The organism is Oryzomonas japonica, from assembly GCF_008802365.1.
In the GTDB taxonomy this organism is placed as follows: Bacteria; Desulfobacterota; Desulfuromonadia; order Geobacterales; family Pseudopelobacteraceae; genus Oryzomonas; species Oryzomonas japonica.
Map to the genome: position 1 here is coordinate 495514 of NZ_VZQZ01000002.1, position 25743 is coordinate 521256.

24 protein-coding genes are annotated in these 25743 nt (G+C 56.8%); 1 reads left to right on the top strand and 23 read right to left on the bottom strand.

Annotated elements, in window-relative coordinates; all coding sequences use genetic code 11:
- Window positions 1–53 precede the first annotated feature (53 nt).
- The 13 genes from F6V25_RS05545 to miaB all read right to left on the bottom strand — a co-directional run bounded on the left by F6V25_RS05545 (window position 54) and on the right by miaB (window position 15310).
- On the bottom strand, window positions 54–1115 hold the full coding sequence (locus F6V25_RS05545; protein WP_151127608.1) for a protein-glutamate methylesterase/protein-glutamine glutaminase: 1062 nt from the start codon (window positions 1113–1115) through the stop codon (window positions 54–56).
- Window positions 1112–1960 (bottom strand): CheR family methyltransferase, encoded by an 849-nt coding sequence (locus F6V25_RS05550; RefSeq protein ID WP_151127609.1) that lies wholly within the window; start codon window positions 1958–1960, stop codon window positions 1112–1114. Before F6V25_RS05550 ends, F6V25_RS05545 begins: the two co-directional genes overlap by 4 nt.
- A gap of 26 nt (window positions 1961–1986) precedes the next feature.
- Window positions 1987–3999, bottom strand: a complete 2013-nt coding sequence (locus F6V25_RS05555; RefSeq protein ID WP_151127610.1) for a HEAT repeat domain-containing protein — start codon at window positions 3997–3999, stop codon at window positions 1987–1989.
- Window positions 3992–4456: a chemotaxis protein CheW gene (locus F6V25_RS05560; protein ID WP_151127611.1), complete on the bottom strand. Its 465-nt coding sequence runs from the start codon at window positions 4454–4456 to the stop codon at window positions 3992–3994. Before F6V25_RS05560 ends, F6V25_RS05555 begins: the two co-directional genes overlap by 8 nt.
- Window positions 4457–4529: 73 nt before the next feature.
- Window positions 4530–5279 carry a chemotaxis protein CheW gene (locus F6V25_RS05565; protein ID WP_151127612.1) on the bottom strand — a complete coding sequence of 250 codons (750 nt, stop codon included), beginning with the start codon at window positions 5277–5279 and terminating at the stop codon, window positions 4530–4532.
- Between the two features lie 15 nt (window positions 5280–5294).
- On the bottom strand, window positions 5295–6095 hold the full coding sequence (locus F6V25_RS05570; RefSeq protein ID WP_151127613.1) for an ExeA family protein: 801 nt from the start codon (window positions 6093–6095) through the stop codon (window positions 5295–5297).
- A gap of 4 nt (window positions 6096–6099) precedes the next feature.
- Entirely contained in the window at window positions 6100–8199 is a 2100-nt protein-coding gene (locus F6V25_RS05575; protein WP_151127614.1) for a chemotaxis protein CheA, read from the bottom strand.
- 25 nt (window positions 8200–8224) lie between these two features.
- A complete protein-coding gene (locus tag F6V25_RS05580) occupies window positions 8225–8596 on the bottom strand; it encodes a response regulator (RefSeq protein ID WP_275095303.1) in 372 nt (123 codons plus the stop codon).
- A 115-nt stretch (window positions 8597–8711) separates the two neighbouring features.
- Complete coding sequence (locus F6V25_RS05585; RefSeq protein ID WP_151127615.1) at window positions 8712–9770, bottom strand: response regulator; 1059 nt, start codon at window positions 9768–9770, stop codon at window positions 8712–8714.
- Window positions 9771–9850: 80 nt separating this feature from the next.
- On the bottom strand, window positions 9851–11206 hold the full coding sequence (gene der, locus F6V25_RS05590; RefSeq protein ID WP_151127616.1) for a ribosome biogenesis GTPase Der: 1356 nt from the start codon (window positions 11204–11206) through the stop codon (window positions 9851–9853).
- Window positions 11203–12093 (bottom strand): GTPase Era, encoded by an 891-nt coding sequence (era, locus tag F6V25_RS05595; protein WP_149305836.1) that lies wholly within the window; start codon window positions 12091–12093, stop codon window positions 11203–11205. Before era ends, der begins: the two co-directional genes overlap by 4 nt.
- Before the next feature lie 26 nt (window positions 12094–12119).
- Complete coding sequence (locus F6V25_RS05600) at window positions 12120–13796, bottom strand: glutamine--tRNA ligase/YqeY domain fusion protein (protein WP_151127617.1); 1677 nt, start codon at window positions 13794–13796, stop codon at window positions 12120–12122.
- Between the two features lie 188 nt (window positions 13797–13984).
- A complete protein-coding gene (miaB, locus tag F6V25_RS05605) occupies window positions 13985–15310 on the bottom strand; it encodes a tRNA (N6-isopentenyl adenosine(37)-C2)-methylthiotransferase MiaB (protein WP_151127670.1) in 1326 nt (441 codons plus the stop codon).
- Window positions 15311–15554: 244 nt separating this feature from the next.
- Between miaB and F6V25_RS17475 the strand changes: the two genes are divergently transcribed.
- Window positions 15555–16718 (top strand): DJ-1 family glyoxalase III, encoded by a 1164-nt coding sequence (locus tag F6V25_RS17475; RefSeq protein ID WP_191966087.1) that lies wholly within the window; start codon window positions 15555–15557, stop codon window positions 16716–16718.
- On the opposite strand, the gene F6V25_RS05615 is transcribed toward F6V25_RS17475, so the two are convergent.
- From F6V25_RS05615 to F6V25_RS05660, 10 genes are all read right to left on the bottom strand, one after another.
- Window positions 16702–17535, bottom strand: a complete 834-nt coding sequence (locus F6V25_RS05615; RefSeq protein WP_151127618.1) for a metal ABC transporter permease — start codon at window positions 17533–17535, stop codon at window positions 16702–16704. The genes F6V25_RS17475 and F6V25_RS05615 overlap by 17 nt on opposite strands.
- 6 nt (window positions 17536–17541) lie before the next feature.
- Complete coding sequence (locus F6V25_RS05620; RefSeq protein ID WP_151127619.1) at window positions 17542–18294, bottom strand: metal ABC transporter ATP-binding protein; 753 nt, start codon at window positions 18292–18294, stop codon at window positions 17542–17544.
- Window positions 18279–18734 carry a Fur family transcriptional regulator gene (locus F6V25_RS05625; RefSeq protein WP_149305840.1) on the bottom strand — a complete coding sequence of 152 codons (456 nt, stop codon included), beginning with the start codon at window positions 18732–18734 and terminating at the stop codon, window positions 18279–18281. Before F6V25_RS05625 ends, F6V25_RS05620 begins: the two co-directional genes overlap by 16 nt.
- 234 nt (window positions 18735–18968) lie before the next feature.
- Window positions 18969–19883, bottom strand: a complete 915-nt coding sequence (locus F6V25_RS05630) for an ABC transporter ATP-binding protein (RefSeq protein WP_151127620.1) — start codon at window positions 19881–19883, stop codon at window positions 18969–18971.
- Window positions 19870–20760, bottom strand: a complete 891-nt coding sequence (locus F6V25_RS05635) for a hypothetical protein (RefSeq protein WP_151127621.1) — start codon at window positions 20758–20760, stop codon at window positions 19870–19872. Before F6V25_RS05635 ends, F6V25_RS05630 begins: the two co-directional genes overlap by 14 nt.
- Before the next feature lie 3 nt (window positions 20761–20763).
- Window positions 20764–21555: an ABC transporter permease gene (locus F6V25_RS05640; RefSeq protein WP_151127622.1), complete on the bottom strand. Its 792-nt coding sequence runs from the start codon at window positions 21553–21555 to the stop codon at window positions 20764–20766.
- A 41-nt stretch (window positions 21556–21596) separates the two neighbouring features.
- Complete coding sequence (locus tag F6V25_RS05645) at window positions 21597–23336, bottom strand: hypothetical protein (protein ID WP_151127623.1); 1740 nt, start codon at window positions 23334–23336, stop codon at window positions 21597–21599.
- 66 nt (window positions 23337–23402) lie between these two features.
- A complete protein-coding gene (locus F6V25_RS05650; protein WP_151127624.1) occupies window positions 23403–23789 on the bottom strand; it encodes a hypothetical protein in 387 nt (128 codons plus the stop codon).
- 28 nt (window positions 23790–23817) lie between these two features.
- Window positions 23818–24042: a type IV pilin protein gene (locus F6V25_RS17385; protein ID WP_151127625.1), complete on the bottom strand. Its 225-nt coding sequence runs from the start codon at window positions 24040–24042 to the stop codon at window positions 23818–23820.
- Window positions 24043–24230: 188 nt separating this feature from the next.
- Window positions 24231–25601 (bottom strand): sigma-54-dependent transcriptional regulator, encoded by a 1371-nt coding sequence (locus tag F6V25_RS05660; RefSeq protein WP_151127626.1) that lies wholly within the window; start codon window positions 25599–25601, stop codon window positions 24231–24233.
- Window positions 25602–25743: the final 142 nt, after the last annotated feature.

Here is a 25743-nt window from a genome sequence, read left to right on the forward strand (position 1 = left end):
TTCTGGACAATAAAATTGGATTACGTTTAAAGAGCACATGTGGCGATACGAGATTATGTAAATGAGCCTTTAGCCAGGATCTCCCGGTGCACGCAGTGCATGGGGACAACCTTGTCCACAAGGCCGGTCGCTACGGCTTCGCGCGGCATCCCGTAGACAACGGCCGTTTCATCGGATTCGGCTATCACAAAGCCGCCCTGGTCTTTGACTTTGCGAACGCCCTTGGTGCCGTCATTTCCCATGCCGGTCAGGATGACGGCAATCATGCGCTTTTTGTAGATATCGGCACAGGATTCCAGCATGACATCCACCGACGGCACATAACGGTCGGCACTCGTGGGAGGGACGACCCGCACAACAGCCCGTCCGTCGTGCGGTTCCAGCACGAGGTTCGAACCTCCGGGCGCTATCAGCGCCCTGCCCGGCAGCACCAAATCGCCATCCACAGCCTCCTTTACCTCGAACAGGGAGGCGCGGTTCAAGCGCTCGGCAAAGGCACGGGTGAAACCTGACGGCATGTGCTGGGCCACCACGACGGCAAAGGGGTACGCCCTCTCGAATGCGGAGAAGAAAAATTGCAGTGCCGGCGGCCCTCCGGTTGAGGCGCCGATGGCGACAAGATCGAAGGGCGATTGGCCAACAACGCCGGGCTTCGCCGCTCCAGCATCCCCCTGCACCCTTTCATGGGACGGCAACGGTGGCTGCTTTAATCGCGGCAGGCCCTGATTGACAAACTGGAGTACCTTCTGCTGAAGGTCCTCCCTGATGAGCAGCAGATCGTTGGAGGCCCCGCTGGAAGGCTTTGCCACGAAATCCAGGGCGCCCAGTTCCAAGGCCTTGAACACCTTGTCTGCGCTGCTCAGGGCGCTCACGACAATCACCGGGGTCGCATAGCGGACCGTCAGGATGCGCAGAAGCGTAAATCCGTCCATTTTCGGCATTTCAAGGTCAAGGGTGACAAGGTCCGGCTTAAGGGTTGCCACCTTGTGGATCCCCTCCTCGCCATTGGTGGCGTAGCCGACCACCTCGACACATTCGAGTCCTTCGAGCATCTTGGTGATGGTGCGTCTGCTGAAGGCGGAATCGTCTACGACAAGCACCTTGAGCCTTCTCATAAACCATCTCCCAATGCAGAACGTTCCGGCTTCTGATAGATCATATCATTCTTGAAGTGGCGCAGCGTAAAAAGCGTGGTGACGTTCATGAGCGACTCGGAATGTCCCAGAAGCAGGAAACCTCCGTCATGGAGGGATCGGTGAAACTCTTCGACGACCCTCTTCTTGGCCGCCAGGTCAAAATAGATGATCACATTGCGGCAGAAGATGAGATCCATCTTGCCGAGCATCATCATGCGGATCTTGTCGAAGAGGTTGAGGTGGCTGATGGTAACCATCTCCCGGATATCGTCCGTCACCTTGAGCCCACCGTCATATTCGTAAAAGAAACGTTTGATATAGCGTTCGTCAGTCGCCCGGAACGACGATTTCGTGTAGACTCCACGTCGGGCGTGCTGAAGGACCCGCTGACTGATGTCGGTACCGATGATCTCGATCTTCCACCCCCGCAGACTGGGCATGTCCCGCAGCAACATGGCGATGGTATAGGGTTCTTCTCCCGTTGAACAGCCTGCGCTCCAGATGCGCAACGTACGGTCCCCCCGAGCCGACTTGGCGCTGATGAGTTCCGGAATGACTTCATCCGTGAAAGCGGAAAGCTGGAACGATTCCCGGAAGAAATAGGTTTCATTGGTCGTGAGGACATCCATGATGTCCATCATTTCCTGGTCTTTATTCCGGTCGTATTTCAAAAAGTGATAATATTCGCGGAAATTATTCAGATTCAGGGCGGTCAGACGGCGGGCAAGACGCTTCTCCAGAAGGTATTTTGAGTCGTCGTCGAAAAAAATGCCGCAATGGCTGTAAATACTGTCCCGTATGATCCGGAACTCATCATCGGACATGGGCTGTCCTGTATCCAGGGATAAAGTCATGCTCCCCCTTTCAACAGGCGTTTCATCAGGTCCCTGACCAGATTGTTCCCTTCATTCTTAAGGGCGTTTTTCAGAACGGCCCGGGGCCGTTGGCCGGGAAGTCCCGCCAGAGTCGCCGCCGTGTCATACCTGATGCCGGCATGGTGATGGGCAAACAGCCGCTCGGCATTCCGCAGGATTCGCTCCTTGTCGTGACGGGAGAGGATATTGAACGCCAATATGACCAATTCTTCATCCTCGTTATCCAGGACCGTCTCCACCAGGTCCAGGGCGGCGCTATCCCCTAACGACTCAAGCACTTCAAGGCAGGTGATCATGAGCAGTCCCCCGGCAGCGGGGAGCAGGTTTTTGATCACGTCGAGAATGGCCACCGGTTCCAGACGGGTCATGCTTTTCAGGGCCGCGCATTGCACCCGGGAATCGTCATCGCGCAGGGCCAGCCTCAAAGGCTCAAGGGCATCGGCGTTCCCCGATTCTCCCAAAGCCTCGGCAGCGACCATGCGCACCTCCGGGGTCTCGTCCACCAGGGCGATTTGCAAAACCCCCTGCAGGGAGGGAATATGAAGTTTCCCAATGGCAGCCGCCGAGGTCTGTCGCACGGAAGGATCCTCATCCTTGACGAGCCGCGACAGGTAGTCGCCATCACGCAGGGCGGCAAAGAGCAAGGCCGCATCACGGCGGTGCTGTGGCTGCTCGGAATCCGCCAATTGGCGCGCAACCGCCCTGACGGGGTGGCTGTCCTTTTGGGCCAGGAGTTGAAGGGAGGAGATGATAGCGCCGCTGAAGCCATCGTCCGCCTCTTCGAGCATCCCGATGATCTCCGGGATGCAGTCCGATAATCCTCGCTGGCCGGCGGCCTGTACCGCGGACCTGCGCACCAGCGGCGGAGGGTTGCGCAGGGCATTGCGAATCAGGTCGTCGCCCCCAGGGTAGCCCAATTTCCCAAACAGCGTACAGATGGCGCCGCAGACCTTTTCGTCGGCGCTGGGGTAGATTTCCCGCAACGTGTCCATGCCGGCGGGGCCGAGAGCAGAAAGGGCAGTGAGCGCCAGGCTCGAAAGCCGTTCGGTGAGATATGCCGCCAAAAGAGGCACAGCGGCACGTGGGTCGCCCATAACCCCCAGCAGGTTCGTCACCGCTTCCGCCAGAGCGGTATCATGCCCTTCCACCTCCAGCAGTTCCATGAAGCCCGGCACGACCTCGCTACCCGAAAATTGACGTAATGAAGCGATAAACTCCTGACGCGCCGCGCTGTCGGAACGCAGCAGGATACGGTTGAAGGCCTTGACGGCAGCGCAACGGGCGCTCTTCTGGCTGGAGAGAAAGCCCTCCAGCAGAATGGGTGCGGCCGTATGGTCACCGATGCTCCCGAGGCAGTCATAGAGTACCTTGCTGAAGATATCCTGCCCGACAAGCTTCTTGATCTCCTCCGGCACCGGCCCAGGGGTCCCAAGTTTTCCCAGGGCTGACAGGACGCTGAAACGAAAGAAGGCGTTTTCATTCGCGGCGAGTGCCGCGAGCAGTTCCGGCACCACCCCGGCGTCGCCGATGGTGCCCAGATGTTCGGCCGCAGCGGCGGAAACGTTCACATCGGGGTCATAAAGGGCGGCAAGCAGCACCGGAATAAACTCAACGCCCCCGATCCCCCCCATGACATCGACCACGAACTTCCGCACGCCGGCATCGGGGTCGCCGGCAAGGGTTTTCAACTGGAGGGCCGCCCGCGCCCCAAGCATGACAATAGCCTCGGCAGCGGAATTTCTCAGCCCGGCATTGCCCTCATCGCGCAACAGTTCCAGCAGTTCGGCGATAAAATGACCTGAGGGCTCTGCCGCCACAAACACATTGACCGCTTCCTTGCGCACCCGCCAGCTGCCATCGCCCATGGCGGTAAAAACAAACTCGCACACATCCTCCAGGTCCTTGCCGTGCAGGGAATCGATGACCGCGCGACGCAGTTCTTCGTCGGCTGATTTGAGGGCGTTGCGTATATCTTCCCGATTATCCACGAAGTGACTCCAGGCGGATATCAGAGGGGGTAAGCAGGGAGTCGATGTCCAGGATCATGAACATTTGTTCATGTGAAAGGCACATCCCCAAAACGTATTCCATGCCGATTCCTTCGGTGATATCAGGAGCGGGTTTGATCTCGCCCGCCGGAACGGTGATGACCTCCTGGACGTTATCCACTGCCAGCGCCAGCATCTGCCCTTGAAGAGAGACGATCAGGAGCCGGCCCGGGACACGCTCATCAGCTTTCGGCATGCCGAAACGATTCCGCATGTCCATGACCGGGATCAATTCACCACGCAGGTTGATGACCCCTTCCAGCAGGTCCGACTCCCGGGGCAGACCGGAAAGTTTCTGGGGCAGGATGATCTCTTTGATGCGCATGATATCCACCGCAAAGAGCCTGTTCCCCAAACTGAAACACGCCAGTTCTATGTTCTGAATATCTGTTTTCATAATCTATTCGTGCGGCTCCGTTCAGACAGCCATAGTGGTGAGCAGCGACCGGCAGGACCGGGACCGGGGTGCTTCAGCAGAGGTTGATATCGGTAATGCTTGCCACATTGAGCAGAATGATCATCATGGTGCCGGTGCGGCCGATACCGCAGACGAAATCGCGGTCAATCCCCTCAAGAACGGCTGGAGCGGGTTCGCGTTCCTCTTTCCCGATACGCACGACCTGAATAACCTCGTCCACCAACAGGCCGGTGAACCCTTCGTTGCGCTTCGCAATCACAATGCGTTCCCGGCCGTTGCGCTCCCCCTGGGGGAGTCCAAGACGTTCACGCATGTTAAAGACGGGAATGATGACGCCGCGCAGGGAAATCACCCCCATGATAAACACCGGGGCGCGGGGGACCTCGGTCGTCTCACGGGGTTTGATGATCTCCTTGAGCTCCATGATGTTGATGCCGTATATCTCGTTCGAGATCCGGAAACAGAGTATTTCCTCGTACTCCGACACTTCGGCAACCACCTGACCTTCGGACGCCAGCGGCAGGTCGTCGTCGCATCCGGCCGCTGCCCGTCCCGCGAGGATGATATCGAGAGGATCGATATGCCTGGCCCGCCTCGGCAACGGGTTTTGTCGGCTTTCAGGAATCACGGCGCCCGCCGTATCGGCAACGGACGGGCGATCATCAGCGGCATCGGGAGAAGGGGCGGCAGCGGCCGAAGGTGCCTCTGACTGCGGCGCGTCCAGACTGACGCGCTCCGCTTCGACAGCCTGCTCCCGGGCTTCTCTGTTTTGGACTTTTTGCCGAATCTTTGCCAGGTTCATGCGGTTGGAATCCTTCTACATCATCAGTTCGTCTTTAATTTCATCGATGACCGTCGAATCGATCAGGGCGGCGTCGTTGCCGTAGGCGACCAACAGGGCATTGGTTGCAATGGAGTTGATCTTGCGCGGGACGCCACCGGTAATCTCGAATATCTTCTGGACAGCATCGGGGGTGAATAAACCGGGCATACCGCCGGCCTTTTCAAGCCTGAAATCGAGATATTCCATGGTTTCTTCCAGCGTAAGCGGCTCCAGGTGGTAATTGAGGGCGATCCGCTGCCGCAGGGGCTCGAACCGGGATGAAGCCAGCATGGGACGCAATTCCGGCTGCCCCATGACGATCACCGCCAGTAGATTGCGGTCATCCAGCTGAAAATTGGTCAGCAGGCGGATCTCGTCGAACACCTCCGCATCGGAGATCATCTGGGCTTCATCGACCACGATGACCGGGCAAATCCCCTTCTGGTAGCTGTCGTAGACGACCGTATTGATCTGTTCAAGCAATTCGTCCTTGAGCGCCGCCGGCGCCTCGATGTCGAGCAGGCGGGCCGTGGTCCGCAGGAATTCCAGTCCCGTCAGGCGCGGATTGACGATGTAACAGAAGCGGTAGCCATCACCCAGCCGGTCCATAAGCGCCCGGGAGAGCGTTGTCTTGCCGCAACCGATCTCGCCGGTAAGGACGGCTATTTCCCGTTCCTCCAGCACAAACTCCAGGCGAGCCAAGGCCTCTTCATGCCCCGCGCTGAGAAAAAGAAAACGGGGGTCGGGGGTCTTGCTGAACGGCTTCTCCCTGAAGCCAAAAAAGGCTTTATACATGGCCTCAGCTCCCGGATCTCAAGGTATCGTTGATCATGCCGCCAACATCCAGTACCAGAATCGTGCGCTGATCCCCAAGATCGGCCGCTCCGGCGATGCCGGGAAACCGCCTGAAGCCATCGCCCAAGGACTTGATCACGATGTCCTGCTGGCCAAGCAGTTCGTCCACCACGACGCCCAGCCGCTTTTCGGCTACGCCGACCACCACGACATAGAACTCCTCGGGGCGGTCCGACCGGCGGTTCAGACAGAGAAACTCCTCCAGCCGGAGAAGCGGCAGGGTCGTATCACGCAGTTGCGTGACTTCACGGCGCTCCACGGTCTTGATATCACCGCCGGTCAAAAGCAGCGACTCCAGCACCGAGGTCACCGGCAAGGCATAGGTTCTGCCGGCACAGGAGATGATCAGGGACTTGATGATGGCCAGGGTGATCGGCAGGGTGATGATGAAGCGGGTACCCCGCCCTTTTGTGGTCTCAATATCGACCAGGCCCGAAATGGCGGCGATATTGTTTCTGACCACGTCCATACCGACACCGCGGCCCGAGACCTCACTCACCTGGTCGGTGGTGGAGAAGCCGGGAAGGAAAATGAAATCGAGCGCTTCCTTGTCGGAAACGGCGCTCAAATCCTGCACAAAGCCCTTCTGGAGCGCCCGGGCCTTGACCTTTTCGATATCGATTCCGCCGCCATCGTCCTCTACCTCGATAACAACGTGGTTTCCCTTCTGGAATGAGGAAATCTTTATGACGCCCTTTTCAGGTTTACCAGCCGCCAGCCGTTTTTCCGGGCTTTCGATGCCGTGGTCGATGGCGTTTCTGATGATGTGCATCATCGGGTCGGAGATATCCTCCACGATCAGCTTGTCCAGTTCCGTATCCGCTCCGTAGAAGAGCAGTTCAACCTTTTTGCCCTGTTCGCGGGAAATGGTGCGGACAATGCGGGACATCTTCTCGTAGAGTTGTCCCACCGGGATCATGCGGATATCCATGACCCCTTTCTGCAGGTCGGTCAACTTGCGCTCCAGCACCTTGGCGGACTTGCCAAGTTCGACGGCTACCCGGGAGAAACGCTCGTTCCGCAACCGCTCCGCCAGAGCGGCAATGGAGGAGTGGGCCAGGACGAGCTCGCCGACGATGTTCATCAACTCGTCAAGCTTGCCGATATCCACACGGACTGTGCGGCTGATGCTCTTGGCGGACAGGGGGGGCGTCCCGGCGGCAGGGCTTGCCGGGGCAGGGGTCGGCATGGCGTCGGGGAGCGTGGGCAGGTGTACCGGTTCTTCGTCCCCGTTTTTTGTGGGGGGGGTGATCGCAACAGCGGCTGGCGGTTCCGGGCCACCGTTCAAGAGCGCCACGGTCACGCTGTCGTGCTGTATGGTCAGCGCGAATTTTTCCAATGCATGGGCGGAACCGGCCAGGATATCGAAATCGATGTTGGTTTCCATGTTGCTGCTCATGCTGGGCAGGGTACTGATAATCTCGCCGCAGGTCTTGATAGCGTCGGAAATCGCCGCCAAGTCCTGGTCAAAGGTCGCCAACTCGAGGGAGGCATGGACACGGTAGATGTTCTTGCCCTTGGAGAGATTTTCCAACAGGCGATGTTCCTCATATTCCGTGAGGGATTTCAACACCTGTTCGGAAAGCCCCAGGGCCTCCAGGGGCGAAGCCTGGGCCGCATCGCGGGTCGGTTCTTCCAGGCAGGCATTGATCTTGGCCGTGCATGCCGAGATCTTTTCGTCAGGCTCGCTCCCCTCCCCTTCGGACAGGCCCCGAACCAGGGAGAGCAGAACATCGTGGGAATCGAGCAATACCCCGATCACTCCGGCATCGAGCTTGAGTTTGCCGAGCCGAAGCCAGTCCAGAAGATTCTCCATGTTGTGGGACAATTCGGAAATTCCCGCAAAGCCGAACATGCCGGCCAACCCTTTCAGGGAGTGAGCCCCCCGGAAGATGGCATTCAGCAGGTCGGGGTCCACCTCTCCATTGTCGGCCACATCGGCGAGATCGGCCAGTTCGGAACCGAGGTGCTCGACAATTTCCTCGGCTTCGGCCAGAAAATCCCGTACGGCCTTGTTTATAAGGGGGGTATTGTTGTCAGTCATGAAGGGTGTCCGTCATCTCAGGTGATCATCCCAGATACTTCACGATGATATTCTTCAGGTCAGAACAATCCAACGGTTTGACGACATATTCATTGGCGCCGAGCAATCTGCCCTTTTCTATGTCGCTCTGGCTTCCCTCCGTGGAGAGGATGATGACCGGTATGTGCTCGTAATTGGGGTTATTGCGCAGATAACTGATCAGTTCCAGGCCGTTGATATCGGGCATATTGATGTCCGTGAAGATCAGATCAACGTGTTCCCGGGGCAGAAGACGCAGGGCCTCGAACCCGTTGGCAGCCTCTACGATACGGAAATCGCCCAGGGATTCGATGATGGACACCAGCATGGCCCGAAACGCCGTGGAATCGTCCGTAATGAGTATTGTCTTTCTGTCCACCGCTTCACCTGTTGTACCCACAAGCATCATACCTCAGCGCCACACATGATTAGTTCATTAAAGCTCTTCGCCATAGTCGATACGATATCCTCTCGCTCGCCACAAAGCTGCGGCATCACACCGGTGCAGCTTCACCCGATTCCGAGCGTTGCAACGCTTCCAGAAGCGACGGCAGAAATGTCCGCAGGCTTTCAGGTGAAGAGCATTCGGCACGATGGGGCTTCATCACACAATGGTAGCCCATGTCACTGACTTTCTTTTCCGCTTCCGCGTGATGGTAATCGGTCATCATCAGTATGGGGATGTCCGTGAAATTGTTGTGAAGAAGTTCCAGCAGTTCAATCCCGCCGAGGACCCCCGAACCGTCCATCCGGGGCATGATCAGATCCACGAGAACAACGGGATGCTGGCCGCCGCGATGAAGAGTATCGACCCTGATCAAGGTATCCTCGCTGCTGGTCATGGCATGGACTTCGTAGCCGTTTTCCCGCAGCAACTCCGCCAGTGTCTTTAATGTTGTGCCGTCATCGTCGACAATCACCAGCGGGCGGACGATTGCCTGCTCGGGTGTGCTCTCCGGCGTGTGGACCACATCGGATAGTTCGAAGGGGATCCCCACCTCATCGGTGTCGCCACTATCGGGGCTCGCTTCGGCGGCGGCGCGGCTCTCGCTGGCGACCCGGGTCCCCTCCATGGCCAGAAACTGCGGGTTAAGCCCCTTGGAAAGCATGAACTGGAGCGGGTCGACAATGCCGGCGTCAATGGCCTCGATATTTTCCTGGGGCTCAAAATCGAATGTGCCATCAAGCCAGGCAAAAAGTGACAGGACAACCTGTTCGATCTGTTCGCGGACGACTTCTTCAATGGTTTCATGGACTACGGAGAAACGTTTGGTCAGGATGATTCCCAGGTGCTCGCTGAATCCCCGTTCCTTTTGAAGCTCCAGGGCCTTGCGGAGGGTATCAGAATCTATGACGCCCCTCTGGATAAGCACTTCCCCCAGTCCCATCCTGGAGGTGGACGAGAGCGCCTTTACCACCAGTCCCTGCTTGAAGACGATGGTCCCTTCGCGCCCACCGCTGCGAAGGGAAAGCACCCCGGTCTTCCGGCTGAGGCTGATCAGTTGCAGAATCTCGCCCAGCCCAAGTTCTTCAAGGTTTCCGACAAGACTCATACGGAAATGCCCCTACCTGTGTGGAAATGCAAAAAATGGACTAAATTGTAAACCATCGATATTGGCAAGTAAAGCCTTTATCAATGCCGCTCACGCTTGGCCAGGGGGTGCCGGCCCGCGCCATTTTTTTCTCGCCCCCTGAAGATGAGCCGGATCGGCACGCCGTCGAAACCAAAGGCTTCCCTGAATCGATTGACCAGATAGCGTTCATAGGAAAAATGAATGCTGTCCGGCTGATTGGTAAAGATGACAAAGGATGGCGGACGGGTTGCGACCTGGGTGGCAAAGTAGAACTTTACGCGGCGACCATGGGCCAAAGGCGCATGGTGAGCATCTGTGGCCTCGGAAAAAACCCGGTTCAAGTCCGAGGTCGTCACCCGGTGTATGTACTGTCCCATGACCTCGTCCACGGTGGTCATGATCTTGCCGATACGCTGACCGGTCTTGGCGGATACGAAGACGATCGGGGCATAGGCCAGGTACTTGAAGCCGGTCCGGACCTTGTCCACGTAGACCCCCAGGGTGTCGTTGTCTTTTTCCAGGGTATCCCACTTGTTGACCACAAAGACGCATCCCCTGCCCGCCTCGTGCACATAACCGGCGATGCGCTCATCCTGCTCCGTCACCCCCTCCTCGGCATCGAGGACGACCAGAACGACGTCGGCCCGCTCGATGCTGCGCAGGGAGTCCACCACGCTGTATTTTTCCAGTTTTTCAGTCGTCTTGCCCTTGCGGCGGATACCGGCGGTATCGATCAGCAGGTAATTCTTTTTATTGCAGGTGAAAAGGGTATCCACCGAATCGCGGGTCGTACCGGCGGTCGGATTGGCCACCATCCGCTCGAAACCGAGCAGCCGGTTGACCAGGGACGATTTGCCCACATTGGGACGCCCCACCACGGCAATCCGGGTGATCTCGTCATCGGGGATACCGGTGTCCGCCTCGGGAAAGACATCCAGCAAATCCTCCATCAGGTCGATGACGCCCCGATTATGTTCGGCCGATATGGTATGGAGGCGTTCTATCCCCAGGGAATAGAACTCGGCCGACTCATTCTCCAGCTTCTCGCCATCCACCTTGTTGACCACGTAGAAGATCGGCTTCTTGACGCGGCGCAGCATCGTGGCCACTTCAATGTCGGCCGGGGTCAGGCCGCTCCTGGCATCCATCATGAAGATGATGACATCGGCCTCTTCCATTGCCAGACTGGACTGTTCCCGCATCTGCTGCAACAGACGGTCCTCGGTCACCGGTTCGAATCCGCCGGTATCGATCAGGATGAACGGCTTGTCGAACCGGGTGATGGTGGCGTAGTTACGGTCGCGGGTTACGCCGGGCAGATCGTCCACAATGGCGCGACGATGGCCCAGCAGGCGGTTGAACAGGGTGGACTTGCCCACATTGGGACGGCCGACGATGGCTACAATAGGTTTCATTCGTACCCCAGCTCCCTCAGAACGGCCGTCCGTTCGGTCCAACGCTCCTGCACCTTGACGAACAGCTCCAGAAAGACCCGGGTTCCCAACAAGCGCTCAATATCGCCCCGGGCCGCCTGGCCGATTTTTTTGAGCATGGCCCCTTTTTTGCCGATGAGAATCCCCTTCTGCCCTTCCCTCTCCACCAGGATGGTGGCGCTGATGGCGATCACGCCATTCTCCCGTTCCTGGAAGGAATCGACTATAACTGCCGTAGAATACGGGACTTCTTCGCCGGTCAGACGAAAGATTTTCTCCCGCACCAGCTCGGCGCAGATCACCTTTTCCGGCTGGTCGGTGAGGATATCGTCGGGGAAATAGGCCGGCCCCTCGGGGAGACGTTCGCGGATCAGCTCCACCAAACGCTCCACGTTGCCGCCGGTCTGGGCCGAGATCGGCACCACCTCGGCAAAGGGGTGCAGGCGCGAAACAGAGGCGATCAGCGCCAGAAGCCGCTCCTTGGGCTCAACCAGATCGACCTTGTTCAGGATCAGGAAGATCGGAGCACCGGCCTTGGTCGCGACCTCTCGCACAAAAACGTCATCCCGCTGCGCCGTGGCGTCCACCACCAGCAGGAGCAGGTCAACGCCCGAAATAGCCCCATAGGCTGCATCCACCATGGCCCGGTTCATGCGGCTCCTGGCGGCATGGATGCCGGGCGTGTCCACGAACACGATCTGACTCGCCTCATCGGAGACAATGCCGCGAATAACGGTGCGGGTCGTTTGCGGCTTGTCCGAGACCGCCACGATCTTCTCACCGAGGATGCGGTTCAACAACGTGGACTTGCCCACGTTCGGGCGGCCGACAATGGAGACGAACCCCGATTTAAATTCTTTGTTTTTCATATAATTGGATCACACTCTTTCATGTATCACTTTTTAGTCCAGACATCCCTGAGGGTTACGATCCGGTTGAATACCGGTTTTCCCGGTTGCGAATCCACGGGATCAGGACGGAAATATCCCTGGCGTTCAAACTGGAAACGGGTCTCCAGGTCGGCATCGGCCAGGCTTTTCTCCAGCTTGGCGGTCCCTATGACCTCAACGGAGAGCGGATTGAGAAACTGCTTGTAGTCTGCCCCGCCCCGGTCGGGATTCGGGTCGCTGAAGAGGCGGTCGAACAGGCGCACCTCGGCATCCATGGCATGGGCCCGGGAAACCCAGTGGATGGTGCCCTTGATCTTCCTGCCATCGGCAGCAGAGCCGCCCCTCGATGCGGGATCGTATTCGCAATGCACTTCGATTATGGCTCCGTTCTCGTCCTTGACCACACCGGTGCAGCGAACGATATAGGCGTAACGGAGGCGCACCTCGGAACCGGGGGTCATGCGGAAGAACCCTTTAGGCGGCTCCTCCATGAAGTCATCCTGTTCAATGAACAGCTCACGGGAAAAGGTAACCCGGTGGCTCCCCATCTCCGGCTTCTGGGGGTGGTTGGGGGCATCGAACTCCTCGGCCTGCCCTTCGGGGTAATTGTCGACCACGACCTTGAGCGGCCTGAGCACCGCCATGGCGCGGGGGGCACGCTCGTTCAGATCGGCGCGGACGCATTCCTCCAAAATGGACATATCGATCCAGGAATCGCTGCGCCCCACCCCGATCATTTCGCAGAAGGCCCGAACAGCCTCGGGCGTATAGCCGCGCCGCCTGATGCCCATGAGAGTCGGCATGCGCGGGTCATCCCAGCCGCTGACGATCCCCAGGTTGACCAGTTCGTGGAGCTTGCGCTTGCTCATCACCGCATAGGTCAGATTGAGCCGGGCAAACTCGTATTGCCGCGGGCGACTCGGCACCGGCAGGTTGTCCAGGAACCACTCGTACAGCGGTTTGTGATCCTCGAACTCCAGGGTGCAGATGGAGTGGGTGATCCCCTCGATGGCATCCGATTGCCCATGGGTAAAGTCGTACATGGGATAGATGCACCAAGCGTCGCCCACGTGGGGATGGGTGGCGTGAATGATACGGTACAGCACCGGGTCGCGCAGGTTGATGTTGGGCGAGGCCATATCGATCTTCGCCCGGAGTACCTTGGCCCCGTCGGCGAATTCGCCGGCCCGCATGCGGCGGAACAGGTCAAGGTTTTCGTCCACGGAGCGGCTGCGCCAGGGGCTCTCCTTGCCTGGTTCGGTCAGGGTGCCGCGATAGGCACGCATCTCATCGGCGGTGAGGTCCTCCACATAGGCCTTGCCCTGCTGTATCAGGTACTCGGCCCATTGATAGAGTTGCTCGAAATATTCCGAGGCGCAGTACATATGCGTGCCCCAGTCAAAGCCGAGCCAGCGGACACTCTCCTTGATGGACTCGATGTACTCCATCTCCTCCTTGGCAGGATTGGTGTCGTCGAAACGCAGATGACAGCAGCCGCCGAAATCCCGCGCCAGCCCAAAGTTGATGCAGATGGACTTGGCATGGCCGATATGCAGATAACCGTTGGGCTCCGGCGGGAAGCGGGTGACAATGGACGTATGCTTACCGCTTTTCAGGTCGTCCTCGATGATGGTACGCAGAAAATTGTTGGCTACAGGTGTTGGTGTCGATTCGGTGGACATGATTGCCTCTCAAATTCAAAATGACTTCTGCCACAGAGACACGGAGGCGCGGAGAAATCCATAGGCGTTTTACCGAAATAAACAGGATAACATCTTAAAACTGTTTTGAAAAATCAAAAATCTTTATCCCGTTCATTCCTGACCTTGGTCTTTTCCCTGTGTCCCATGTCTCTGTGGCGGATTTATGGTTACGGGTTTTGCGCTAATTCCCCCAGCAGCGAGTTCTGGTAGGCCGCCACGATGCGCACCGTGACGAAGCTCCCGATCTGGGCGGGATCACCCGGGAAATTGACGATCCTGCCGCTCTCCGCCTTGCCGGATACCTGGCCGGGCCGCTTCCCTTCCCCTTCAACCAGGAGTTCCTGGAGCGTGCCGAGATATGACCGGTTGATCTCGAGGGTGATACGTCGTTGCAGCGCCAGCAGGCGTTCCAGGCGCTCTACCTTTTGCTCCCGGGAGAGCTCCTCTGGCAGTTCCGCGGCCTTGGTGCCGGGGCGCGCTGAATAGACAAACAAAAAAAGGTCGGCATAGCGAACCTCTTCCATCAGAGTCAGGGTCTGCTCGAAATCCGCCTCGCTCTCGCCGGGAAAGCCGACGATCATATCGCCGGTGATGGCGATGCCGGGTCGGGCCGCCTTGAGGGCGCGAATCCGGTCCAGGTAGGCCGCGCGGGAATAGCCCCGGTTCATGCGGGACAGCATTACATCGCTGCCCGACTGGGCCGGCAGGTGAACTTGGCCGCACAGCTTGGGCACATCCGCAAAACAGGCGATCAGTTCATCGGACATATCCTTGGGATGGGAGGTGGTAAAGCGAACCCGGCGAATGCCCTCCACGCCGGCAACCTGCCTAATCAATTGGGCAAAAGTCGGCTCGTTGGCGCTCTTGAGACCGTAGGAGTTAACATTCTGGCCGAGCAGCACCACTTCCTGAACGCCTTCATCGGCGAGTTGCCTGACCTCGCCAAGGATATCGGCCGCGCGTCGGCTGATTTCACGGCCCCGTACATAGGGCACGATACAATAGGAACAAAAATTGTCACACCCCTGCATGACGGTCACGAAACGGCTCAAGCGGCTCGCCCCCTTGACCGGGGGGAACAGGTCGAGGCGCTGGTCGTTATCGATAAAGGCCGTCTCGCAACGCCGCTCGCCTTTTTCCGCGCCCCGCACCATGTCGGGGAGCAGGTGCAGGTTATGGGTGCCGAACACCAGATCGAGGAAGGGGAACTTCTGCAAAAGGTGGTCCCCCTCCTGCTGGGCCACACAGCCGCCGACCCCCAGAATAAGACCGCTGTGCGCCTTTTTCAGGCTGCGGTAATGGCTGAGGCGCTTGTAGACCTTTTCCTCCGCTCCCCCCCGGACACTACAGGTATTGAGCAGGATCATGTCCGCATCCGCAGGCACCGTCGTCGGTCTATATCCCAAATCGGCCAGCATGGTGACGATCCGCTCGGAATCGTTCACATTCATCTGGCAGCCGAAGGTTTCAATAAAGAGATATTTTTCGTTCATGGTGAAGTGATTGGTTATACGCAATTAATACCTGCAAAGTCAATTAAATTGGGAAATTGACGCTGTTCCGGGCCGGGGCTGCACAACACATCCCTGTTGCCGTTCGTGCGGGTATCACCGATTGGCAGAATGCCGCCCCATCAGCCAGACGGTATACAGCCGCCCCCCCATGGAATTATGTTTAAGTTTTAGGACATCTTCGCTACTATTGAATCCGAATCCAGCATTTACCAGGAGAAAGAGCATGCCAAAGGTACTGATTCCGTTAGCCGAAGGTTTTGAAGAGCTTGAAGCCGTTACAATCATCGACGTACTCCGCAGGGCCGGGATCGAAGTCGTCACGGCCGGCCTGCATCCGGGGCCGGTGACCAGCACCCGCAAGGTCGCCGTCATACCCGATACGACCATCGATACCGCCCGGGCCGACGAATTCGACATGATCATCCTTCCCGGCGGCCAGCCGGGCAGCGACAACCTCAATTCCGACATCCGGATAGACAAACTGCTCAAGGATTTCCACGCAGCCGGCAAGCCCCTCGGCGCCATTTGCGCCGCACCGATCGTGCTCGCCAGCGCCGGCCTGCTCAACGGCCGGCAGGCGACCTCCTACCCCACGTACCGGGAAAGGCTTGGCGGGGCATACTACCTCGACAAGGCAGTGGTGAACGATGGAAAATTCATTACCAGCCAGGGGCCGGGCACGGCACTCCCCTTTGCCCTGGCCGTCGTTTCCCGGCTGGCCGGCAACCACGCTTCGGAAGATGTCGCCAGGGCCATGCTGGTCAGCGATGCCATGGATGACGAAGTATGGGATCAACGCCTGTTCAACAGTACCATCCAGGCGCTGGTGGGGGCCCTGGAATTGAAGGACACCTATACCCAGGGGCATGCAAAACGGGTTACCGAATACTCCCTCAGCATCGGCTCCAAGCTGAAACTTTCCGAAGCCAAGCTGCGCGACCTGTACCTTGGCGCCATTCTCCACGATATCGGCAAGGCCGGCACCGAGGACGATCTGCTCAACAAGCCGGGACGCCTCAATCGGCGAGAGGAGACCCTCATCCGGGAACACCCCCTCAAGGGCACGCTCTTTATCGTGGGGATCGAAAGCCTGAGCCACATCGTACCGACCATCCTGCACCATCACGAGCGTTGGGACGGCAGCGGCTACCCTGGCCGCCTCAAGGGTGAGCAGATCCCGCTCCACGCCCGCATCGTCAGCATAGCCGACGCCTTCGATGCCATGCTCTCCGTCCGTTCCTACCGGCCGGCCCAGGAAAAAGAGGCCGCCATCCGGGAGCTGCAAGAGCAGAAGGGGGCCCAATTCGACCCGTTCCTGGTGGACGTCTTTATCGAGTGCCTGAACGAAGCACCTTTTGAAATCAAGGATTTCAGCTACTACTTTTAGGCTGCAAGCAGCGTCGGGCGAGGAAGGCCAGGCCGAAAAAGGCCAGATTGAGCAGTACGATCATCGCACTGGTGGGCAGGTTGGTGGCGAACGACAGGAAAATGCCGGCCACGACCGAGCAGCCCCCCTGAAGGGCCGCCAGGACAACGCAGGATTTGAAGCTGCGGGCCAGCTGCAGGGCCGACACCGCCGGCAGGATCAAGAGCGACGAAATCAGCATGATCCCCACCAGTTTCATCGCCAGGACCACCGACAGGGCCGTCAGCAACACCAGCACCGCATTGATGGTGGCGGTCCGTATGCCGGAAACCCGGGCCAACTCCTCATCGAAGGCGATGGCGAGCAGGTCGTTGAAAAAGAGGGACAACAGCAGCATCACCACGCAGAACAGCACGGCGGCAATGCCCACCTCCTGGGAGGTTATGGAGAGGATATTGCCGAACAGGTAGCTCAGCAGGTCGACGTTGTACCCGCCCCCCGCGCTCGCCAGAATGATACCCGCCGAAATCCCCAGCGCTGACACGATGCCGATGGCACTGTCGCCGCTCAGGCGCGCCTTTTCCGTCAGTTTGAGGATGCCCAGCGACGAGAGCAGTACGACCGGCAGCGACACCAGCAGGGCCGAGGCGGAATAGAGTTTGAGCGACAGGGCGATGGCGGTGCCGCCGAAGGTGACATGGGCCAGGCCGTCCCCGATCAGGGAAAGCCGCCGCAGCACGAGGAACACGCCCAGCACCGAACAGAGCACGGCGATCAGCGTCCCCGCCAGAAGTGCCCGCTGGATGAAACCGTATGAGAGTATTTCAATGAAATCCATGGGTCGTTAATGCCTGTGGCACATCAGGTGTTGGGAATACTCGCCAAACAGGGCGGACATATCCGTGGAGCGGCAGAATTCCTCGAAATTGCCGTAAAAGAGCATGCGCTTATCCAGATACAGCATCTTCGAGGCGTATTTCCCGATGGCGCCGGTATCATGGGTCACCAGGAGTACCGTAACCTGCCGGGAACGGTTTATCTCCCCCATCAGGGAGTAGAAGCGTTCGCGCATCTCAGGGTCGAGCGCCGCGGTCGGCTCGTCCAGGATCAACAGATCCGGGTTGTTGACCAGGGCGCGGGCCAGAAGAACGCGCTGTTGCTGACCGCCGGAAAGTTCACCTATCAGTTTAGACCGTATATCGCAAATATCTAATTGTTCAAGGATGGCATCGACCTTCGTTCTGTCGAAAGCGGTCAACCGGCGGGGGAAGCGCTTCAACGACAGGAGGCCGAGTCCGACCGTTTCAGCCACGGTGGCCGGGAATATGGGGTTGAGCAGATGCAGGCTTTGGGGAAGATACCCGATCCGGCCCCAGGCGTTGAAACGGCTGCACGGCACGCCGAACAGGGAGGCAGCGCCGTCGCTGATGGCGCTTAATCCCATCAATGCGCGCACCAGCGTGCTCTTGCCCGAGCCGTTGGGGCCGACAATCCCGACGTAATCGCCCGCCTCCACCGAAATGGAAATATCCTCCAGCACCCGGCCTGTCCGATAACTGCAACAGAGCCGCTCCGTCCTGACTATTTCGTCCGGCATGCCGCCCCCCCACGCGGGGTGCTGCAGGTAGCGCACACCCCATTGATCTGAAGGATATGGGACGTTACCCGCCCGCCCGAGCGCTGGACCGCATCGAGTGTCCCCTCGCCGAGTGCGCACTGCCCCAGGTCCTCCACCCGCCGGCAGGACTCGCAAACAAAATGGTGATGGTGGTGGTCCTGATTGGCGCAGAGAAAATAGTACTGCTTGCGGTCAGCCAAGAAGATGCGGGTAATGACACCGGCCTCGGCCAGTTCATCGAGGATGCGGTACACCGTGGGCAAGCCGATGCTGTCCACCCGGTCCTTGATGCGGTGCCAGACCTCATCGGCGGAGAGATAGAGCGGCTCGCTTCCCAGGCAACACATAACCTCCAGCCGCTTGGGAGTGACCTTCATATTAAGCCGCTTGAGGATGTCACGCCCCTGTTCTCTGTTCATAAAGAATTATCCACAATTAAATGAAAATTATTTTTATTTATACGCGATAGTAACCCGTACGTCAAGCGGAAGCGCGCTTCTGGTGAAATATCGTCTGATTTCGATTAGATATGGGGGGAGCACCCAGAGGGAGAGGTTTGGGGCGAGTGTCCGGTTCATTCCGGATACTCGCCCCAAATAAATTGGTAGCAGTGATTCCACACAGGGACAATGAGCTTATAAGGACGTTACCGGCTATTTCCCCTTTCCCACGATTTCCAGGAAGAAGCTCTCCAGATCCTTGCGCTTTGTTTCGACCAGGGTGACCTCCACCGAATGTTGTCCGGCCAGTGCCATAAATTCATTGAAGCCCGCCACCGGTACAAAGTACTCAATAAAGGTTTCATTCGTGCGTGCAACGGCAAAACCGCCCAGGGCTTCATGGTTTCCCCGGCTCAGCCGGGTCTGCACCATGTACCCCTCGATCCCTTGCCGCACGATATTCTCGACGCTGTCCAGGGCCTCGAGCTGTCCCTTGACGATCACCCCTACCCTATCGCAGACCTTTTCCACATCATCGGTGATATGGGTGCTGAAGAAGACACTCTTGCCCCGCTTCTTCAGGTCAAGGATAATATCCTTCACTAATGCCCTGCCGATGGGGTCGAGCCCGCTCATGGGCTCATCCAGGATATACAGGTCGGGATCGTGGATCATGGTTTGCGCCAGCCCGACCCGCTGCACCATACCCTTGCTGTAGCCGCGCATGGGACGTTTGCGGGCATCCCACAATTCGAGCTGCTTCAGCGTTTCGTCCGCCCGGCGGGTCAAGAGGGCTTCCGGCATTTTGAACGTCTTACCCACAAACCGGAGATACTCCTCGGCGGTCAGGTAATCGTAAAAGGCGGGATTTTCCGGCAGGAAACCGATCTTGGCCCGTGACGCAACGCTGCCGATCTGCTCGCCCATGATGGCTGCCGTACCGGCCGTCGGCCGAATCAGCCCCATCAGGCACTTGATGGTCGTGCTCTTACCGGCACCGTTGGGGCCGAGGAAGCCGAAGATTTCGCCTTGGGCGATTTTAAGATCAATCCCCTTCAGAGCATCGACCTTTGTCATTCGCTTGCCGGTAAACTGTTTGCAAAGCCCCGTTATATCAATGACGTTCATTAACATCTCCTGCATTTTTCAGACTTTTATTCTTCACCTTCGCAAAGGCATATTTGCTGGTGGTAGCGACCTTCCCATCACCCTCCAGGTAAAACTCCCCGCCATAGGGGTCCCTGGGAGGTGGCGAAAGGAATCCGCCGGAAACAAGTTGCCCGATCATTGCCGGTATGGCTCCCCGCGATTCTCGATAGTGGTCACGGGCGACTTCAATGCGGTGAGCCTCCTGGAAGGCAGTCAAACGGATCTGATAATTCTTTTTCAGCGCCGGGTTATGCTCCCCCTTGACCATGGCCGACAGGTAGCCTATGGCCAACTCCGTCTGCCCAGACTCCTGCATATAGCGTCCGGCCAGAAGCTTGGACAGGTCGGAACCTGAAAGCTCGCCGGCGCGTTGATAATATCCGGCTGCCGCGGCATAGTCCTTCAAAAAGAACGCACTGTTGAACCCGGCAAAAAATGGAAGACACCAATCCCAGGTGCGGTACTTCATGCCATAATCCAGAAGATCGTTGGCCAGCTTATACTGCTTGACATCCCAAGTCAGAAAACTTTGGGCAAAATAATAGGCGTCCATATTGTAAGGATCGAGCTTGACGGCGCCATGCAACAGGCGGGACATGGACATGTAGTCAGGCGGGATTGCAAGCTGGCTCTCCGACTTTTCAACGAGTCCGCCGAAATAGATCAGAACCTTCAGCACCAAGGACGCCGCCACCAGTTCTTTCTGGTCGGCGGCAATGGTCTTAAACGCCGGAACCGAGGGGACATAGCCCAGTTTTTCCACAAACGGCTTGTTATGGAGATATGTTGTAAAAGGAAGTATCAGGATACCGTACAGGATCAGGCCGATCAACGTGACAGAGGCTGTTTTGATCATCGATCATCTCATTTCCCGCCGCGAAAAAATGGCGGCGGAGAAGGATAGCAGAAGCCCCACATAGACAACAAAATAAGCCACGGTCAGAAACAATCCGTTGGCAGGGACCGGAAGTCCATAGATTGCATTGACCTTCAGATCAAAGGCGCTGAAATTTGGCAGCAGGTAATAGAGTCCGGTGGCAAGCTGTTTCATTATGGGAGAGAGATTTTTCGAGGCTGGTGAATGGATATACTCATAGACCTGCTGCGTAACACCTCCAGCCAGGAAGGTGGCAATCGTGCCAAAAACAGGCAGGAAGAAGGAGGTGCTGACCGTGGAAATCAGGAACGCCACCGCGATCAGCAAGATGTATTTTAAGACGTCAAACAGAATGCACAGCGCCACCGTCCCCCAGACAATCGGCCTATCGGGCGGATGAACGGAAGCGGTGAAAGCAACGACCGCACCAGCGGCGATACCCAGCACAACCGCCACCAGCAACAGAAACAGAGCTGTGCCGCCAAATCGCCCCAGCAGATAACCCTGCCGTGAGAGCGGCAACCCCAGCACGCTGAAGGTGTAGCGGCGTTCAATGTCTTTCCAAAGCGACGTACCGCCCAGAAAAACCGACAGCATCAACATGATGAATGAAATCAGGGAGAGCGTCAGGGTCAGGGACAGCTCCGTCACTTGGCGCATGGAGAGTGTAGCAAGGCCAGGGATTAGCACGAATGCACATGCCGTCACCATTATGCCCTGGAATACGCGGTCGCGAAAGATACCTTTAAGAGTAATGCCAATAATCGTCGTCATGCCCCAGTCCTTATTATCTTCTGAATGAAAACGTTAAAATATCACTTCGCAAGTTCTTTTGCCAGTTTTTCTGCCGGCGCGCGGTAATATGCGGTAGGAGGAGCGGTTCGCACAACGGTGGTAAAAGCCGTAAGGGCTTTCTGCCTCTCACCTGCCTGCATATAAACAATCCCTAGGCGGTATGAATAAAATGGGGCGGCGGTAAGGTCTATCAAGCGGGTTAAGGTTTTAACAGAACCGGGATAGAGTTCAAGAGCGGTTGATTTTTTCGCCATGAGTTGAAACTTGTCAATTTCAAGCACCTTCTCCAAAAGTTCCACCTCATGCTTACCAGGATCCGTTAATGCCTGGTTGACTATTGCCCTTGCCCCTATAAAATCTCCGTTTTTTATTCTTTCATCAGCCTTGCTCATAAACCCATATTGTCGATTATTAAGTTCCGCAGGCAATTGCAAGGAGGTAACGATCGCGTCAGCCTCCTTATTTCTTCCACGCGCATAAAGCGCATTGGCTATCTCGTTTTGAGCGACTATGAAATCAGGAGATTTCCGTAATGTGTCTTGATAGAGGGCCAGATTATCCTGCCATAGGATGGCACGACTGGTGGTGCCGTAAATAGCAATAAACACTACTGAGGCAACCACACCTGTGAGGAGCGGTTGATACCGAATTTGCTTTCCAAATCGATAGATTTCAAATACCAGCCCCATGAGAAAAAAGGCTAGCGGTATGTACATGTATCGCTCTGCCAGCGGCGTCCAGGTCTGCTTAAGGAGCGGGATCATCAGGGCTGAGGAGCCGATTGCGGCCGCACATGCAAACAAAAAGGCTATTATCGTACGTCGGCTCATCAACAATAACGCCACAACAAACACGAGGAAGCCCAATGGTATATAGAGGTCTGAGACATGAGTGATTGCAAAATTGAGCGGGAACGGAAAGAAAAGCTTTTTCAGGTAGAATCCGGCCGCCTTTAGAACGAGGCGTGTATTTTCAAGCAGACCAACACTCTCCCCCCCCCCAATGTGGTTGAAAACCTGCGCCACACCAGCATCAGAGTGAGAAAATGCACCCGTCCGAAAGAAAAAATATACGGCGCCGGCACCGAGAAACGTAAGTACATGCGGCAGGTTATTGATGAGAGTGGCCCGCAGAGGAGGCTTGGTGTCCGCATTTTCAGAGTTGAAAAAAGGAAGGATTATTGCTGCCGGCAGGAAAAAAATTGCCGTTTCCTTGGCAAGACAGGCAATCAGCATGCACAATGCAGCCAATGCCGACACCATAAGGTTTCTGCATTTCTGTGCAAGCAACCAGACGGAGAGGAATAGAAAAAATCCTGCCAGCAAATCGGTTCTGCCGGCAATCCAAGCAACAGCTTCAGTGTTGATGGGATGAATGGCAAAGAAAAGTGCCACTATAAACGCCACTATTTCAGAGCGAATGCCCTGTTGAGCCGAATACCTGCAGGCGATGGCATATACCATCAATGTATTGATAAGATGCAAAACGACATTTTCAAGATGCATGAAACTAATTTCAAGGCCCCATACATATTTGTCCATCATGTACGATAGAACCAGAACAGGTCGATAATAGTTACTGCTGCCGGAAGCAAAAATGCTGTGCAGGGTAAAATTATCCGTATTCAACAGATAATCATACATCCCCGGATCATCAACGGAATTTAGCGTAGCAAAGATAACAGGATAATATATTCCAAGCACAACAAATGAAAGGAGCAGGATACAGGTGCGATTGCTAATGTTTATTTGGCTATTCATGGGAATTCCCAAAAAAAAGCGGGATGCCGAAACACCCCGCTTAAGTTGATGCGGTAGTTTTACCAACTACATTGTTGTCCAACCGGTTCCAAACGCATCCGAACCTGTCTTCGAATAACCGCTAGTATCAGAAGTTCCGGCAGTTACGTCCTTTTGGTAGATGGAAGTACTGTCATAGGCAGAACCATAGGCTTTGGTGCCGTTCTTGTGTTGGGTCTCAAGAGCATAGCCCGGGGTGTCGGTTATAGCACCAAGACCAACGCCGGTCGAAGTCTTGCCAATCAGGGTTGTTCCCGCAGCACCCGGGGATATCGTTACGCCGGTTTTCCCACCATAAAGAGATAAACCAGATTTTCCAGTACTGCTAATATCAAGGTCAATCTTCGTGCTTGCAGCAAATACTGAAGATGCTGACAATAGAGCCATCACGGCAAAAACAACTGTTTTTTTCATATCATTACTCCTTTCTATAAATCGACTATTATTGATACGAAGCAACTACTGGATATTCCTGATTATCGGCCATATAGGCTTCCATACCAGTTTTCAGGTTCTTCAAGTCCGAGTTGGCAGATGAGTTGTAGGCCTTGGCACGATAGGCGGAAAACTGCGGGATGGCGATGGCCGCCAGGATACCGATGATCGCAACAACGATCAGCAGTTCGATCAGGGTGAAGCCTTTTCTGTTTCTCATTTTTTGTAGCATGTCTTTCTCCTTTCGTTGTTTTGTGTACTTTACAGATCAAGTAACAATCAATTCAGAATTATCACTGCAAATCAAAGGCCAGTTTCAAAACAACCATAACAACTTGATACTACGAATATTTTTCAACATTACCAGAATACAATTGCCTGGACCAGAGCCAAACACGTCACCAAACCTGACAATAATTGTCACTCCCCCCCGCTATCCATCCCCAACTTCGTCAACCGGTACCGAAACGACCGAAACGTCATCCCCAGCAGCGCCGCCGCCTTTTTCTTGGCGCCGCCGGTCTTTTCCAGCGCCTTCAGGAGGTAGCGTTTTTCCAGATCATCCAAGAGCGGTTCCAGGAACATCCCCTCGTCGGGGATCGCGACCTCCGCGCTCAGGCAGGGCGCCCTGCCGGCGATCACCTGCTTCGGGAGGCTCCCTTCGGCAATGAGCTCGCTGTCCAGGATCAGGCTGCGCTCGACGATATTTTCCAGTTCGCGGATGTTGCCGGGGAACGGGTAATTCATCAGCGCCTTGAGCGCGCCGGGAGAAACCGTTGTCTGGCCGTCGGGATGGAGCTTGCGGCAGAAATGCTCCACCAGGAGCGGGATATCCTCGATCCGCTCCCGCAGCGGCGGCATGACGATCTGCACCACATTGATGCGGTAGTAGAGGTCCTCGCGGAAGCCCCCACCCTTGATGTCTTCATCCAGATCGCGGTTGGAGGCGGTCAAGACGCGCACATCCGTCTTGAGCACCTTGGCGTCCCCTACCCGCCGGAATTCCCGTTCCTGCAGGACCCGCAGCAGCTTGGTCTGCAAAAGGAGCGGCAGTTCGCCGATCTCGTCCAGAAAGAGCGTCCCGCCGTCGGCCTGTTCGAAAAGACCGGGCCGGTCGGCCACCGCGCCGGTAAAGGCGCCCTTCTTGTGGCCGAACAGTTCGCTCTCGATCAGGGATTCGGGGATAGCCCCGCAGTTGACCGCCACGAACGGCTTGCCCTTGCGCGGGCTGCACCCGTGGATGGCGCGGGCCGCCAACTCCTTGCCGGTGCCGCTCTCCCCCAGGATCAGCACCGAACTCTGGCTGGGGGCGACCTTCTGGATCATGTCGAACAACTCCCGCATCTTGGCGCTCTTGCCGATGATCCCGCAAAAGCCGTCCCGCTGGGCAACCTCCTGCCGAAGGATGGTGTTCTCCCGCTTCAGCCCCTGTTTCTCCAGGGCCTTGCTGATCAGGATCTTGATCTCCTCGTTCTTGAACGGCTTGGAGATATAGTCGTAGGCCCCCAGCTTCATGGCCTCCACCGCCTGTTCCGCGGCGGTAAATGCCGTCACCATCAACACGGCGGTGTCCGGGGTCGCCTGCTTGATCCGGGCCAGCAATTCGATACCGTTCAGGCCGGGCATCTGCACATCCGAAATGACCAGATCGAACAAGGAACCGCCAATCTGCCGGAGCGCCTCCTCGGCATTGCTCGCCACCACCACCTCGTACCCCTCCCGCTCCAGCAGGATCGCAAGGAATTCGCGCATACTCAGTTCGTCGTCGACGATCAATATTCTGGTTTTCATGGATATACCTCGTCATCAGAGAGGACTCTGCTTATTTATATGTATCCAGTTTCCGATTCGGAAAGGAGGAGTTTTTTGTCCAGGCAAGGAAATCGAGGGATTGCGCGGAGGCGTACATCAGTACACCGCACAATTTTGCTCG